The sequence below is a fragment of the Cupriavidus necator genome (genome assembly GCF_016127575.1).
GTDB lineage: Bacteria > Pseudomonadota > Gammaproteobacteria > Burkholderiales > Burkholderiaceae > Cupriavidus > Cupriavidus necator_D.
Genome location: NZ_CP066019.1, coordinates 2,104,383 through 2,118,924 on the forward strand (window position 1 = coordinate 2,104,383; position 14,542 = coordinate 2,118,924).

Consider the following 14,542-nt stretch of genomic DNA (forward strand, 5'->3'; position numbering starts at 1 on the left):
TGCCCATATCGCATCTACGCTGCGACGCAACATGCCGGGGCCGTGCGCCCCACGGATCACAGTTCTGTCAAACTTGGCGCCGACAATGCAGGGTTTTGTCCTCTTCAACGCCAAGGAAAACCACAATGTCTCGTCATTTGCTGCTGGCCCCGGCGGCCATCGCACTGGGCTGCCTGGGCGCGGCGCAGGCGTGGGCGCAGGCCCCTGTCGCCTACCCCGCCAGGCTGGCAGGCCACGCGGTGCTGCCGGCCCAGACCCTGCTTGCCGTGCCGAAGGACGCGCCCGCTGACCTGCAGGTCAGCGGTAAGTTCACCACCGCGCAGCGCGTGGACACGCCGGGCACGGTCGAAGGCAAGTCCAATGGCCGCCCCACCGGCGTGTCGCTGCCGTTCCGCGGCCAGCCGGCACAGGGGCATTCCGGCATCAAGCGCATGGCCGACGGCAGCTTCTGGGTGCTGACCGACAACGGCGCCGGCGCCAAGGCCAACTCGCCGGACTTCATGCTGTACCTGAACCACTACAAGGTGGACTTCGGCAGCGGCCGCCTGCAGCGCCTGAAGACCATCTTCCTGCACGACCCGGACCAGAAGGTGCCGTTCCGCATCGTCCACGAGGGCACCAGGCAGCGCTACCTGACGGGGTCGGATTTCGATACGGAGAGCTTCCAGTTCGCCGACGGAGCGATCTGGATCGGCGACGAGTTCGGCCCGTTCCTGATCAAGGCGGACCTGGACGGCAAGGTGCTGGCCGTGTTCGACACCAAGGTCGACGGCAAGGTGGTGCGCTCGCCCGACCATCCCGCCGTCACCGCGCCCGGTGCGCCAGACGGCAGCGTGAAGTTCCAGGTGCGGCGCTCCAAGGGCTTCGAGGGCATGGCGTCCTCGCCCGATGGCAGCAAGCTGTACGCGCTGCTGGAAGGCGCGCTGTGGGACGAGGCCGCCAAGGGCTACGAGAACGAAGGCGGCAAGCCCTACCTGCGCGTGCTGGAGTTTGATGTCAGGCAGCAGGCCTGGACCGGCCGCCACTGGAAGTACGTACTGGAAGGCGCCAGCCACGCCATCGGCGACTTCAACATGTTCAATGCCACCACCGGCCTTATCATCGAGCGCGACAACGGCGAAGGCACGCCGGACAAGGCCTGTCCGGCCGGGCAGAAGCGCCCGGACTGCTTTGACGATGTGGCGAAGTTCAAGCGCGTGTACAAGGTCGAGCTGAGCGATGCCAACGCCGGCGGGCCGCTGCGCAAGATCGGCTATATCGACCTGCTGCGCATTGCCGACCCGGCCAAGCTTGCGCGCAAGCCGTTGACCGATGGCGTGCTGGCGTTCCCGTTCTTCACCATCGAGAACGTCGACGTGGTCGACGCCACGCATATCGTGGTGGGCAACGACAACAACCTGCCCTTCAGCAGCAGCCGCGAGCCGAACAAGGCGGACGACAACGAACTGGTGTTGCTGGAGGTGGGGGAGTTCCTGAAGGCGCGGTGAGCGTCTGCTGTGATGGGGGGTGCTCCCCTCTCCCGCTTGCGGGAGAGGGGAGAAAACAAACAGGCTACGCTTACGCCGCCAGCCTGAACGTCGACACCGCCTCCTTCAGCCGCTGCGCCTGCTCCTCCAGCGAGCCTGCTGCAGCAGCGGCCTCTTCCACCAGCGCCGCGTTCTGCTGCGTCACGGTATCCATCTGCGTCACCGCCTGGTTGACCTGCTCGATCCCGGCGCTCTGCTCGGCCGAGGCCGCGCTGATCTCGCCCATGATGTCGGTCACGCGCTTGACCGCGGCAACGATCTCCACCATGGTCTGGCCGGCCTGCGTCACCTGCATGGAACCCTTCTCGACGCGATCGACCGAATCGCCGATCAGCGCCTTGATCTCCTTGGCTGCGGAAGCGCTGCGCTGCGCCAGCGTGCGCACCTCGCCCGCGACCACGGCGAAGCCGCGGCCCTGTTCGCCGGCGCGCGCGGCTTCCACCGCGGCATTGAGCGCCAGGATATTGGTCTGGAAAGCGATGCCTTCAATCACGGCGATGATGTCGACCACCTTCCTCGACGCGCCGTTGATCTCCTCCATGGTCTCGGCGACCTTGCCCGCCGCGTCGCCGCCCTTCTCGGCGATGTCCGAGGCATTGACCGCCAGCGTGCTGGCCTGGCGCGCGTTGTCGGCGTTCTGGCGCACGATGCTGGTCAGCTCTTCCATGCTGGCCGCGGTCTGCTGCAGCGACGAGGCCTGTTCTTCCGTGCGCTGCGACAGGTCGGTGTTGCCGGCCGCGATCTGGCTGGTGCCGGACACGATCGACTCGGTGCCCGCGCGCACCTGGCGCACGATGCGCAGGATATTGGCGTTCATGTCCGCCAGTGCCTGCAGCAGCTGTCCGGTTTCATCGCGGCTGTCGACGTCGATGCGGCTGGTCAGGTCGCCCGACGCCACGGTGCGCGCCACCGCCACGGCGCGATGCAGCGGCCGCGTGATGCCTGCCGTCAGCCATACCGAGAACGCGATGCCGATCGCCAGCACCACCACGCCGAGCCCGATCAGGCTGTTGCGGGCGTTGACGTAGATGCTGTTGATCTCGCGCGCGGTGGCGTCGATGCTGGCGCGCTGGATGTCGAGCAGCTTCTGGATCTCGCCCAGGTAGGCGTCGCCGGCCGGGACGAACTCTTTCTCCAGCACCTGGTTGGCCTCTTCGGTCAGCCCCTCTTGCTTGAGTTTGGTGATCTTGTCGCGGCCGTTGTTGTACGGGTCGCGCACGCTCAGGATCTTCTGGAATGCGGCCTTTTCCTCGGCCGAGCTGAGCATGGGCTGGAGCTTGTCGCGCAAGGCGGCGATGCCTTCGATCGACGCCTTGGTCTCGGCCGCGAAGAACGCGCCGAGCGACGGGTCGGCACTGCGCGCCACCGCCGTGGTGCGGCGCACGCTGGTGTGCATGAGGCGGTACCAGTCGCTGACCAGCCGCTCCTTGGTCAGCGGCTGCTGCATCATCGCGTGCGTGCGCTCAGCCACCTGTTGCAGGCGCATCATGCCGAATACCGTCATGAGCGCAGAAAGCAGCAATACCACCCCAAAGCCGATGCCGAGGCGTACCCCGATGCCTAGATTCTTCATGTCTTCTACCTGATTAGCACTGGTTACGGCGAAGTGCCGGTCCGCGCCTGGGACCGGCGCGGCGTTCTTCGCTCTCATCGTCCGCGGACGGGCCCGGTCGGGCCGACGCACTTGCGGGCTATGGATGCCAACGGCATGGGGTCCGGAAACTTTAGGGTCTTCCTCGATTGACGGCCGGAAGTGTGCGGATACCGGCTATAGTGGACAGGAACCCGGCCGAAGGGCACGCTCCATCCCCGCCGCCGGCCACCCTGCCAGTCCTTCCAGAAGGAGACCCAGCATGGCCACGCCTCCCAATCCCTTTGCAGACTTCACCAAGATGATGGAACAGTTCCGCCTGCCGGGCGTGGACATGAGCGCGGTAATGGAAGCGCGCCGCAAGGACATCGAGGCCCTGACCGAGGCCAACAAGCTGGCCTATGAGGGCATCCAGGCCCTGGTGCAGAAGCAGCAGGAGATCTTCGCCCAGACCATGCAGCAGCTGCAGGCGGCCGCTCAGCAGTACAGCACCGCGGGCAATCCTGCCGAGGCCATGGCCAAGCACAGCGAATTCGTGCAGCAGCAGCTGCACCAGGCACTGGAGAACATGCGCGCGCTGGCCGAAACCGCGCAGAAGGCGCAGGCCGAAGCGCTGGCCGTGATCAGCAAGCGCGCCGAGCAGAATGTGAAGGAGGCTGGCGAGTTGCTCAAGCCGAAATCCAAGGGCTAGCCCAGGCCACCGCTAGCGCTGCTCGGGCGGGACCGGGGCGATCGCCCCGGCAAAGCGGGCATGCACCTCGAGGTCCACCGGCCGGTGCTTGACCCTGGTGCTGGCCGGGTTGTTGCCGAGGTAGTTGCCGTTCTTCCAGTCGCGTGCCGGGCGCACCGGACGCGGCACGAAGCCGCCCCCGCAGTTCGGGCAGACATTGCGGAGCGTATCCACGCAGTCTGCGCAGAAGGTGCATTCGTACGAGCAGATACGGGCTTCGGTCGATGCGGGTGGCAGGGGCTTGTTGCAATGCTCGCAGCCCGGTCTGAGTTCCAGCATATCGCTTGCGGTGAACGATTGGGGATCGACGCTATCGTAGCCGCATTTCCGCTGACGGGGCTCGCTCGTTCCAGCGCACCACCGCAGCCGGCCCCGGCCTGATGCCCGGCGCCGCCGAGTTGCTGCGCTACCAACGCAAGGATTTCGCGGTGGACCTGCAGGCGGACGGGTCGGTGGCCGCGGTCAGCAACAGCCAGGCCTGTGGCAAGGCCACGATGGCTTCTACGAACTGGCCCGCTACCCCGAGGCCCGGCCCTTCGGCGCATGGGCCAAGGCGCTCACGTTTGAAGAAATCGAGCGGGCGGATACCGTTTCCGGGCGTTATATCAACCATCCTTTCGGCAACGGAAATGAATGCCGCGACCGTGTCTCTGGGCATCGCCGGACGTCCCAAGGCTCGATGCTCCCCTACATCGGCCTGCGATAGTGAAGCCTCGTCGCACTGGCTTATCGCTCCCCCTTACCGCACCCACCCCCTCTCCATCAACGGCACATCCCACGGCGGCTCGCCCTGCAGCCTTTCCGCCAGGTAGTCCACCAGCACCCGCACCTTCAGCGCCTGCCGCTGCGTGGCCGGATACACGGCGGCGAACTCGAACGATGACAGCGCATAGTCGTGCAGCACCGGGACCAGCCGGCCGGCCAGCAGGTCTTCGCTGGCGACCAGCGTGGGCAGGCAAACCACGGCGGCTCCGCTGACCGCATAGTCGCGCAGCAGGTGGACGGAGTTGGTGCGCATGCGCGGGGCCAGGTCGATCTCGACCGATTCGGCATCGCGCGAGAAGGTCCACTTGTTGCGGGTCGGGTAGGCGGAGTACAGCGCCACCTTGCTGCAGATCAGGTCCGCCGGCCGCTCCGGCTTGCCCCAGCGTTCAATGAACTCCGGGGCCACGCAGAAGATCCGGCGCAGTGTGAACAGGCGCCGCGCGATCAGCGAATCGTTCTGGGGCGCGAAGATCTGGAAGGCCACGTCGAAGCCTTCCTCGATCGGGTCGATGACGCGGTCGTTGACGACGACGTCCAGTTCGATATCCGGATACTGCTGGCTGAAGCCGGCCAGGATATCGGCGAAGTGGCCAATGGCGAAGCCGGGCAGCACCTGGATGCGCAGGCGCCCCGCCGGGGTGGCGCGCAGGTCGCGCATCTGGTCGGTCAGGTCGGCCAGGTTGGCGACCACGTCGGCACATTGACGGTAGTAGGTCTCGCCCACTTCCGACAGGCGCACGTGCCGCGTGCTGCGATGGAACAGCGGCGCGTTGATGTACTTCTCGAGCTGCTGCACGCGGTGGCTGACGACGGAATTGGTCACACCGAGCTGGCGCGCGGCCTCGGCAAAGCTTAACGTGTCCGCGACCCTGACAAAGGCTTCGATACTGAGAAAACGGTCCATGGCAAACCCGTGCGAAGAGGATCATGACCCACCGCAGTGCTACCATCTGGCCCTCGCCGGGCCAGCAAGGCCGACAACGTGCCGCGGTTGCTTGCACAACGGTGGGGCGCGGCGACATCCCGGCCGCGATCAGAAGGCAGTTCGACGGCAATCATAGCGAACGAGGGGCAGATCCGTCATGCAGATCCGTGCATTGCATCGCCGTCGCCTGGTGCTGGGCGGCGCCGCGGCCATGCTGCTGGCCGGCCGCACCGGCGCACAAGCGCGCAGCAACGGCCCGCTGGTGCTGGTCGTGCCGTTTGCGCCAGGCGGCGTGGTCGACAAGACCGCGCGCGCAGTCCATGTTGGCCTCGGACGCCGGCTCGGCCAGACCGTGGTGATCGAGAACCACGACGGCGCCGGCGGCACCATCGGCACGGGCATCGTGGCGCGCAGCAAGGCCAACGGCCACACCATCGGCCTGGTCTATGACTCGTATGCGACCGAGCCGCTGGCCTACCCGAACCTGCCTTACCGCGCCGGGCGTGATCTCACCGGCGTGTCGTATATGGTGCGCGCGCCAATGGCGCTGGTGGTGCCGGCCGCGTCGCCGTGGCGCACGCTGCAGGACTATGTGCGGGCGTGCCGACAATGGCGCGAGGTGTCTTATGCCTCCGTGGGTGTCGGCAGTTCCAACCACCTGACCGCCGAATGGTTCCACCAGGCCGCCGGCACCCATGGCCTGCACGTGCCGTTCCGCGGCGGCGCCCCGGCACTGAAAGACCTGCTGGGCGGCCATGTCGATTCGATGTTCGCCAGCCTGCCGCTGGTGCTGGCGCAACTGCAGGCCGGCAAGCTGCGGGCGCTCGCGGTCAGCTCTTCTGCGCGCAATCCGCATCTGCCGACGGTGCCCACGCTGGCCGACACCTGGCCGGGCCTGGTCACCTATTCCTGGGTCGGCATGATCGCGCCGGCCGGCACGCCGGCCGCGCAGCTCGACCGCCTGGCCGCCGCAGTCAGCCAGACGCTGCGCGAAGCGGCCGTCACGCAGTACCTGTACGACAATGGCTTTGAAGTCGTGGCCAGCGGACGCGAGGCGATGAATGCACTGGTCGCTTCCGAAGCGGCGCGCTGGGCGGAACTGGCGCGGCAACGCACGCTGGCGCTGAGCTAGCGCGATGCCTAGTGCGCCTGCGGCTCGTCCCGTGCAGCTTCCGCAGCCGGGCGTGCCGCCGTCGGCGCCGACGGTGCGCCGGTGATCTTCGGCACGCACTCGCCACGGAACCAGGCCACCGTGACCGCCTCGCCCGCCAGCAGGCGCTTGACGGGCGGCACCACTTGCTCGCCGATCAGCATGCCCAGCAAGCCGATCAGCGCCACCACCGGCGGCGCCGGCGAGCGCACCTGCAGCAGTGCATAGATGATGCCGACCAGGATGCCGGCGGCCAGTGATACCAGATAGAGCTTCATTGCGTTCTCCCTGAAATGATTGGTGGTGCCGCGCGGGCTTCAGCGCGCAAAGTGCGGCGCAATGCCGGCATCCACGTTGATCCATACCGAGCGCGACTCGGTGTAGCCGTGCATCGCCTCGAACCCCATGTCGCGCCCGTAGCCGGATTCACCCACGCCGCCGAAGGGGCTGCCCGGATGGACGCGCTTGTAGCAGTTGACCCAGCACATGCCGCCGCGGATATCGCGCGCGAGGCGGTGCGCGCGGGCCAGGTCGCGCGTCCATAGCCCGTTGCCCAGCCCGTATTGCGTGGCGTTGGCGATGGCCAGCGCCTGCTCGTCGCTGGCAAAGCGCAGCACCGTGACGACCGGGCCGAAGACCTCCTCCTGGGCGATGCGGTCCTGCGGGCGCGCAGCGACCACAGTGGGCTCGACATAGAAGCCCTGGCGCAGGCCGGGGTCGGCAGGGGCCTTGCCTCCGGCCAGCACGGTGCCGCCCTGGGCCTGTGCCATCTCCACAGACTCCAGCACGCGGTCGCGGTGGGCGGCCGAGGTCAGCGGCCCCATCTCGGTGGCAGGGTCGGCCGGATCGCCCACGCGGATCGATTGCGCCAGCGCCACGAAGCGCTCGAGGAAGGCATCGGCGATGTCCTCATGCAGCAGCAGGCGCGAGCCGGCGATGCAGGCCTGGCCCTGGTTGTGGAAGCTGGCCCAGGCCGCGCCCGCCACGGCGGTATCCAGGTCGGCATCGGCAAAGACGATATTGGCGCCCTTGCCGCCCAACTCTAGCTGGATGCGCTTGAGGTTGCCGCGCGAGGCCTCGACGATGCGCCGGCCGGTGGCAGTGGACCCCGTGAAGGCGATCTTGTCCACGTCGGGATGATTGGCCAGCCGCTGCCCGGCCACGTTGCCGAAGCCGGGCACGACGTTGATCACGCCCGGCGGGAAACCGACGTCAGCCGCCAGCGCCGCCACGCGCAGCGCGGACAGCGGCGTCAGCTCCGACGGCTTGAGCACCACCGTATTGCCCGCCGCCAGTGCCGGCCCCAGCTTCCAGCCGGTGAACATCAGCGGGAAGTTCCACGGCACGATCTGCCCCACCACGCCGACCGGGGTCCGTTGCACATAGTTGAGAAAACCGGGTTCGACCGGCACCACGGTGCCTTCGATCTTGTCGGCCATGCCCGCGAAGTAACGGAAGCACGCGGCGGTGCGCGGTACGTCGAGGCCGCGCGCATCGCGGATGGGGTGGCCGGTGTCGGCGCTTTCGAGTTCGGCCAGACCCGTGTCGGCCTCGATGGCGTCGGCCAGCCGTGCCAGCAGCCTGCCGCGTTCGCCGGCGGCGAGGCGCGACCATGCGGGAAAGGCGCGGCGTGCCGCGGCCACGGCGCGGTCGATATCGAGCTGCGCGCCCGCGGTCACGCGCGTGATCAGGCTGCCGTCGTGCGGATTGACGACGTCGAGGGTGTCCCCGTCAAGGGCGTCGACGAAGCGGCCGTCGATAAACAGCTGGTTGTGCATGGGGGGTCCTTGGGGATGAGGGACGCGTAGGTGGCAGGGTGGCGGCATTGCCTGAAGGGCGGTGTCGGTGCGCCACGCCTGCCCTCACCCCTGCCCCGCTCCCGCAAGCGGGAGAGGGGAGTTCCGCAGCGGCAGATCGGAAGGCCGTCGCTATGGCTTGCTTATTCCAGAGGCCGCCCCGCTGCCAGCAGGTGCCGCACCCGCGGCGGCCCTTCGCCGGTGTGGAAGCGCGCGACCTCGCGCTGCAGGTCTGCGTCCGCGTGCGGCACGCGCTCGTGCTGGCGCAGGTGCTCGGCCCAGGATTCGACCAGGAACCACTCGGTGTAGGCCTCGGCATCGGCCGGGTCCTCCATCACGCCCCAGTTGAACGCGCCGTCGCGCAGCCGTTCCTCGGACAGCTTGTGGATGGCTTGCAGGAAGCCTTGGCGGTCGGCCGCGCGCACGCGGTATTCGATCAGGATCATCACCGGGCCGCGGTCGTGCGCCACCTCCTCGGCGGCTTCGGGCGCTGGCCAGTGCCGTGCCGGGCCCAGGTCTTCCTCGCCACGCGGCAGCTTGACGCGGTGCATGACGAAGGCGGCCACGCACAGCGCGGCCGCGGCGATCATCAGCGCCGCCGGAGTGCCCAGCCCCTGCGCGACAAAGCCCCACACCAGGCTGCCCAGCGCCATGGCGCCGTTGAACACCATCTGGTAGACCGCCAGCGCGCGGCCGCGCACCCAGTTGGGCAGGATCGCCTGGGCCGTGCCGGCCAGCGTGGTCAGCGCCAGGATCCACGCGGCGCCAAGCAGCAGCAGCGCCAGCATGGCGGCCCATGCCGGCGGCGCCACCGACAGCACCGCCATCACCGCGGCGGTAGCCAGTGCCGCGGCCAGCATCAGCTGGTCCAGGTCCAGCCGTTTCTGCAGGCGCGGCATCACCAGCGCGCCCAGGATCGCACCCACGCCGACCGCGCCAAGCAGCATGCCGTACAGCGATGCGCCGCCGTGCAGCATCTGGCGCGCCACCAGCGGCAACAAGGCCCAGATGCTGCTGCCCAGCGCGAAGTAGCAGGCCGCGCGCAGCAGCACCACATGGAGCTTGCTGTGCGCCCTGGCAAAACGCACGCCGGCGCGGAAAGCACCGAAGAAATGCTCGCGCAGCGGGTCTTCGGCGCGTGCCGGGCGCTTCCACCACAGCAGCGCGGCAATCACGAACAGATAGCTGGCCACGTCCGCGCCATAGGTCGCCGCCGCGCCGAACGCGGCCAGCAACAGGCCGCCCGCGGCCGGCCCGATGGCGCGCGCGATATTGACGCCCAGCGAGTTCAGCGCCACCGCCGGCTTCAGTTCACCGGCCGGCACCAGTTCCGGCACGATCGACTGCCAGGTCGGCCCCATCATCGCGGTGCCGATGCCGCCCAGGAAAGCCAGGCCGATCAGCAGCTCGATGGTCAGCCCGTCCTGCCATGCCAGCAGCATCAGCGAACCGCTGACCATTGCCAGCCCCACCTGGATCACGATCAGGAAGCGGCGGCGGTCGAGGATGTCAGACAGCACGCCGGCGGGAATCGCCAGCAGGAACACCGGCAGCGTGCCGGCCGCCTGGATCATGGCGACCGCGGCGGGCGAGCCCGACAGGTCAGTCGCCAGCCAGGCGCTGGCCACATCGCGCATGAAGCTGCCGATATTGCCCAGCACCGTCGCCGCCCACAGCACGGCGAAGGTGCCATGCGCCAGCGGCGCGAAGCTGCCGCCGGCCGGCGCGGCGGCACCGGGGATCGGCGCGGGCTTGGCGGCCGGGCTCATGCCTGGCCCCTGCCCGCGCGGCGTTGCCGCAGGTCTTCCCAGGCGACCAGGCAAAGGCCGCCGGCCAGCGCGATATGCTCGAAGAAGGCGTTGGCCTGCCCGAAGCGTGCATCCGGCGGCGCCTGCCAGAAGCGGTTGGCGACAAAGGTTGCCAACAAGGTGAAGACGGCCAGCGCCAGCGCGCCCAGCCACCGCAGCCGCCCGCTCAGCATCAGCGCGGCCGCGCCCAGTTCCAGCACGATCACGGCCGCTGCCAGCGGCGCGGCCGGCGCCAGGCCGAAGTGCTGCATCTCGGCGATGGCGGCACCGAAGTCAGCCGCCTTGACCAGTCCACCCTGCAGGTAGGGCGCGGACAGTGCCAGCAGCGCCAGCCAGCGCAGCCAGGCCGAGGGCGCGCCGGGCGTGGTCGCCGCGCGCGCCGTGGGGCGGATGGGATGGGCAGTCATGGTCGGGTCTCCTGGTATCGGCAACGCAGCGGCATCAGAACGCCCAGCATGAGCAACCCAGCGCGCCCCAGAACGTACTCTCGTCCGAGGTGGGCACGCCGGCCGTCCAGGCCCTGGCATGCGCATGGCCGTGCACGCCGCATGAACTGGCACAGCCGCAGGCTGTGTTCAAGGCCAGCTTTTGGGCTTGCGGGCGCGGCTGGTAGCCGCCCGCGTGGCGCACCGGCGACCAGTCCGGCATGGCCGGCGGGATGGCGGGCGACAGCTTGCCGAAGTCGCCGTCGCCATAGACCACTTCGCCGCCGAGGATGGTCAGCACCGAGGTGATGTCCTGGATCTCGTCGCCCGGCACGCTGAAGTAATCCGCGGACAGCACCGCCAGGTCGGCCAGCTGGCCCGCCTTGATCTGGCCCTTCTTGCCGGTTTCGGACGAGAACCAGGTATTGGCCTCGGTCCACAGCCGCAGCGCGGTCTCGCGGTCGAGCAGGTTGGCCTGCGGGTACATCGACATGCCGCCCACGGTCTTGCCGGTGGTCAGCCAGTACAGCGACACCCACGGGTTGTAAGAGGCCACGCGCGTGGCATCGGTGCCGGCGCCGACCTTGACGCCCTTCTCCAGCATTTTCTTCACCGGCGGCGTCGCCTCGGCCGCGCGTGCGCCGTAGCGCTCGACAAAGTACTCGCCCTGGTAGGCCATCCGGTGTTGCACCGCGATGCCGCCGCCGAGTGCGGCGATGCGGTCGATATTGCGGTCGGAGATGGTCTCGGCGTGGTCGAAGAACCAGTTCAGGCCGTTGAACGGGACGTCCTTGGCCACCTTTTCATAGACATCGAGCGCACGGGAGATGGTCTGGTCGTAGGTGGCATGCAGCCTCCACGGCCAGCGCTTCTCCGCGAGCAGGCGGATCACCGGCTCCAGGTCGGCCTCCATCGACGGCGCCATCTCGGGGCGCTCGACGCGGAAGTCCTCGAAGTCGGCAGCGGTGTAGACCAGCATCTCGCCGGCGCCATTGTGGCGGTAGAGGTCGTCGCCCTGGCCAGGCTTCACCCTGGAGGCCCAGGTCTTGAAATCGCTGAGCTCTTCCTTGGGCTTCTGCGTGAACAGGTTGTAGGCCAGGCGCACCGTGAGCTGCCCGGCCTGGTGCAGTTCCTCGATGATGCTGTAGTCCTCCGGGTAGTTCTGGTAGCCACCGCCGGCGTCGATCACGCCGGTGACACCCAGCCGGTTGACCTCGCGCATGAAATGCCGCGTGGAGTTCTTCTGGTATTCAGGCGGCAGCTTCGGGCCCTTGGCCAGCGTGGCGTAGAGGATGGTGGCGTTGGGCCTGGCCAGCAGCAGGCCGGTGGGATTGCCGCGCGCATCCCGCGCGATCTCGCCGCCGGGCGGGTTCGGGGTGTCCTTGTTGTAGCCCACCGCGCGCAGCGCGGCGCCGTTCAGGATGGCGCGGTCGTACAGGTGCAGGATGAAGACCGGGGTGTCGGGCGCCACGGCATTCAGTTCCTCGATGGTGGGCAGCCGCTTCTCGGCGAACTGGTGCTCGGTGAAGCCGCCCACCACCCGCACCCATTGCGGCGCTGGCGTGCGCGCGACCTGTTCCTTCAGCATGCGCATGGCGTCGGCGAGCGAGCGCACGCCGTCCCAGCGCAGCTCCATGTTGTAGTTCAGGCCGCCGCGGATGATATGCATATGGCTGTCGATCAGCCCGGGAATGGCGCGCCGGCCATTCAGGTCGACCACCTTGGTCTGCGCGCCGGCCAGCTTCATGATGTCCTGGCGCGTGCCGACGGCGACGAAACGCCCGTCGCGGATCGCAACGGCGTCCGCCTGCGGCCTGGACTTGTCGAGCGTGGCGAACTTGCCGTTGACGAGAATGAGGCTGGGCTGGCTGCCAGGCGGCATGGCGAAGGTCTCCGAGAGCGGCGCCGCGCCGAGCGCGGCGGCCGAGGCGATAAATTGCCGGCGGGTGACTGACATCGGGCTCAGGCCTTCAGGAAGGCCAGCAGGTCGGCGTTGACCTGGTCGGCATTGACCACGCACATGCCGTGCGAAGCGCCCGGATACACCTTGAGGGTCGCGCCCTTGACCAGTTCCACCGACCGCTTCGCCGCAGCGTCGATAGGCACGATCTGGTCGTCATCGCCATGCAGGATCAGCGTGGGCACGTCGAACTTCTTCAGGTCCTCGGTGTAGTCCACTTCCGAGAATTCCCTGATGCAGGCGTACTGGCCCACGATGCCGCCGGCCATGCCCTGCGCCCAGAAGGCATCGATGGTGCCTTGCGAGACCTTGGCGCCGGGGCGGTTGAAGCCGAAGAACGGCGTCGCCAGGTCCTGGTAGAACTGCGAGCGGTTGTCGGCCACGCCCTTGCGGATGCCGTCGAACACATCGATCGGCAGCCCGCCGGGGTTGGCCGCGGTCTTGAGCATGATCGGCGGCACCGCGCCGATCAGCACCGCCTTGGCGACACGGCCGGTGCCATGGCGGCCGATGTAGTGCGCCACCTCGCCGCCACCGGTGGAATGCCCCACCAGCGTGGCATCGCGCAGGTCCAGCGCGTCCAGCAGCGCGGCCAGGTCGTCGGCGTAGGTGTCCATGTCGTTGCCCTGCGCCGGCTGGTCCGATCGCCCGTGGCCGCGGCGGTCATGGGCGATCACCCGGAACCCCTGCTGCACCAGGAACAGCATCTGCGCGTCCCACGCATCGGCATTGAGGGGCCAGCCGTGGGAGAAGACCACGGGCTTGCCACTGCCCCAGTCCTTGTAGAAGATCTGCGTGCCGTCCTGCGTCGTAATGGTGGTCATGATGGGACTCCTGGATGCAATCAAGGGATCGGGTGAGCTTGCGGCTGGTTCAGTGCCGGCTCAGCGGGCAGGCACGGCGGCCAGTGCCTCATGCGGCGTGGCGGTGCGCTGCGCGGCCTTGTGGACCATGGTGTAGGCGTAGTCCACCCCCATACCGTAGGCGCCCGAGTGCTCCTTGACCAGTTTCATCACCGCGTCATACGTGTCGCGGTGGGCCCAGTCGCGCTGCCATTCCAGCAGCACCTGCTGCCACGTGACCGGCACCACGCCGGCCTGGACCATGCGCTGCATGGCGTAGTCGTGGGCTTCCTTCGAGGTGCCGCCGGAGGCATCGGCCACCATGTAGATCTCATAGTCGCCTTCGGCCATGGCGCAAAGGGCAAAGCTGTTGTTGCAGACCTCGGTCCACAGGCCGGACACCACCACCTTCTTGCGACCGTTGGCCTTGAGGGCGTCACGCACCTTCTGGTCGTCCCAGGAGTTCATCGAGGTGCGCTCCAGCAGCTTGTGGTCCGGGAACACATCCAGCAGTTCCGGGTAGGTGAAGCCCGAGAACGACTCCGTTTCCACCGTGGTGATGGTGGTCGGGATATTGAAGATCTTCGCCGCCTTGGCCAGGCCAACGGTGTTGTTCTTCAGGGCCTGGCGGTCCATCGACTGCACCCCGAAGGCCATCTGCGGCTGGTGGTCGATAAAGATCAGCTGGCTGTTTTGCGGGGTCAGGACTTCGAGCTTGGGGTTCGTCATGATGATCTCCGGTCAGGGGGCGCCTGGATAGGCTGTGAAGTTAGTTATTGCTACCGCTGTATTCGTTCACCAGTGGTGTTCGCCTGGGGTGTGTGCATAGTAGGCAAGGCGCCGTGCACTGACTACGTAGCAAAGTCCGAGGACAGTGTTCGCGATTTGCGAATAATCGGGAGATGCAGTCGGGCGGCGGGCCGTGGCGGGAAATGGCGAGCGTGAGGGCGCTGCCCAGCGCTGCGGGGTGGGTACTGCCAGAGGGGGACTCGGGGCGAGATGCGCCAGGCGGGTACGTGCCTGC

General features: G+C 67.9%; 13 protein-coding genes. 3 read left to right on the forward strand and 10 right to left on the reverse strand.

What is annotated here, in order from left to right; all coding sequences use genetic code 11:
* Window positions 1-125: 125 nt before the first annotated feature.
* Window positions 126-1,487, forward strand: a complete 1,362-nt coding sequence (locus I6H87_RS28530) for an esterase-like activity of phytase family protein (RefSeq protein ID WP_011617549.1) — start codon at window positions 126-128, stop codon at window positions 1,485-1,487.
* Between the two features lie 70 nt (window positions 1,488-1,557).
* Here the strand turns inward: I6H87_RS28530 and I6H87_RS28535 are convergent, their stop codons facing one another.
* Window positions 1,558-3,099 carry a methyl-accepting chemotaxis protein gene (locus I6H87_RS28535; RefSeq protein ID WP_011617550.1) on the reverse strand — a complete coding sequence of 514 codons (1,542 nt, stop codon included), beginning with the start codon at window positions 3,097-3,099 and terminating at the stop codon, window positions 1,558-1,560.
* Between the two features lie 280 nt (window positions 3,100-3,379).
* Here I6H87_RS28535 and I6H87_RS28540 point away from each other — a divergent pair, with 280 nt between their 5' ends.
* Complete coding sequence (locus I6H87_RS28540; RefSeq protein ID WP_010812825.1) at window positions 3,380-3,808, forward strand: phasin family protein; 429 nt, start codon at window positions 3,380-3,382, stop codon at window positions 3,806-3,808.
* Window positions 3,809-3,820: 12 nt separating this feature from the next.
* Here I6H87_RS28540 and I6H87_RS28545 read toward each other — a convergent pair whose 3' ends face one another.
* Both I6H87_RS28545 and I6H87_RS28550 read right to left on the reverse strand, forming a co-directional pair.
* Entirely contained in the window at window positions 3,821-4,126 is a 306-nt protein-coding gene (locus I6H87_RS28545) for a DUF1272 domain-containing protein (RefSeq protein ID WP_010812824.1), read from the reverse strand.
* Window positions 4,127-4,586: 460 nt separating this feature from the next.
* The gene (locus I6H87_RS28550; protein WP_010812822.1) at window positions 4,587-5,516 is read right to left on the reverse strand and encodes a LysR family transcriptional regulator; all 930 of its coding nucleotides are present in this window, start codon (window positions 5,514-5,516) and stop codon (window positions 4,587-4,589) included.
* Window positions 5,517-5,694: 178 nt separating this feature from the next.
* Between I6H87_RS28550 and I6H87_RS28555 the strand changes: the two genes are divergently transcribed.
* Window positions 5,695-6,669, forward strand: coding sequence for a tripartite tricarboxylate transporter substrate-binding protein (locus tag I6H87_RS28555; RefSeq protein WP_010812821.1), 975 nt, complete (start codon window positions 5,695-5,697; stop codon window positions 6,667-6,669).
* Between the two features lie 8 nt (window positions 6,670-6,677).
* Here the strand turns inward: I6H87_RS28555 and I6H87_RS28560 are convergent, their stop codons facing one another.
* The 7 genes from I6H87_RS28560 to I6H87_RS28590 all read right to left on the reverse strand — a co-directional run bounded on the left by I6H87_RS28560 (window position 6,678) and on the right by I6H87_RS28590 (window position 14,247).
* Window positions 6,678-6,965, reverse strand: coding sequence for a XapX domain-containing protein (locus I6H87_RS28560; RefSeq protein WP_010812820.1), 288 nt, complete (start codon window positions 6,963-6,965; stop codon window positions 6,678-6,680).
* 39 nt (window positions 6,966-7,004) lie between these two features.
* Window positions 7,005-8,465, reverse strand: a complete 1,461-nt coding sequence (locus I6H87_RS28565) for an aldehyde dehydrogenase family protein (protein ID WP_011617551.1) — start codon at window positions 8,463-8,465, stop codon at window positions 7,005-7,007.
* Window positions 8,466-8,626: 161 nt separating this feature from the next.
* Window positions 8,627-10,252 (reverse strand): MFS transporter, encoded by a 1,626-nt coding sequence (locus tag I6H87_RS28570; protein ID WP_011617552.1) that lies wholly within the window; start codon window positions 10,250-10,252, stop codon window positions 8,627-8,629.
* Window positions 10,249-10,698, reverse strand: a complete 450-nt coding sequence (locus I6H87_RS28575; protein WP_010812817.1) for a DoxX family protein — start codon at window positions 10,696-10,698, stop codon at window positions 10,249-10,251. The genes I6H87_RS28570 and I6H87_RS28575 overlap by 4 nt, the downstream gene beginning before the upstream one ends.
* A gap of 34 nt (window positions 10,699-10,732) precedes the next feature.
* Complete coding sequence (locus I6H87_RS28580; RefSeq protein WP_011617553.1) at window positions 10,733-12,673, reverse strand: amidohydrolase; 1,941 nt, start codon at window positions 12,671-12,673, stop codon at window positions 10,733-10,735.
* A 5-nt stretch (window positions 12,674-12,678) separates the two neighbouring features.
* Window positions 12,679-13,500 carry an alpha/beta fold hydrolase gene (locus I6H87_RS28585; protein ID WP_010812815.1) on the reverse strand — a complete coding sequence of 274 codons (822 nt, stop codon included), beginning with the start codon at window positions 13,498-13,500 and terminating at the stop codon, window positions 12,679-12,681.
* 60 nt (window positions 13,501-13,560) lie between these two features.
* Complete coding sequence (locus I6H87_RS28590) at window positions 13,561-14,247, reverse strand: hydrolase (RefSeq protein ID WP_010812814.1); 687 nt, start codon at window positions 14,245-14,247, stop codon at window positions 13,561-13,563.
* Between the last annotated feature and the right edge of the window lie 295 nt (window positions 14,248-14,542).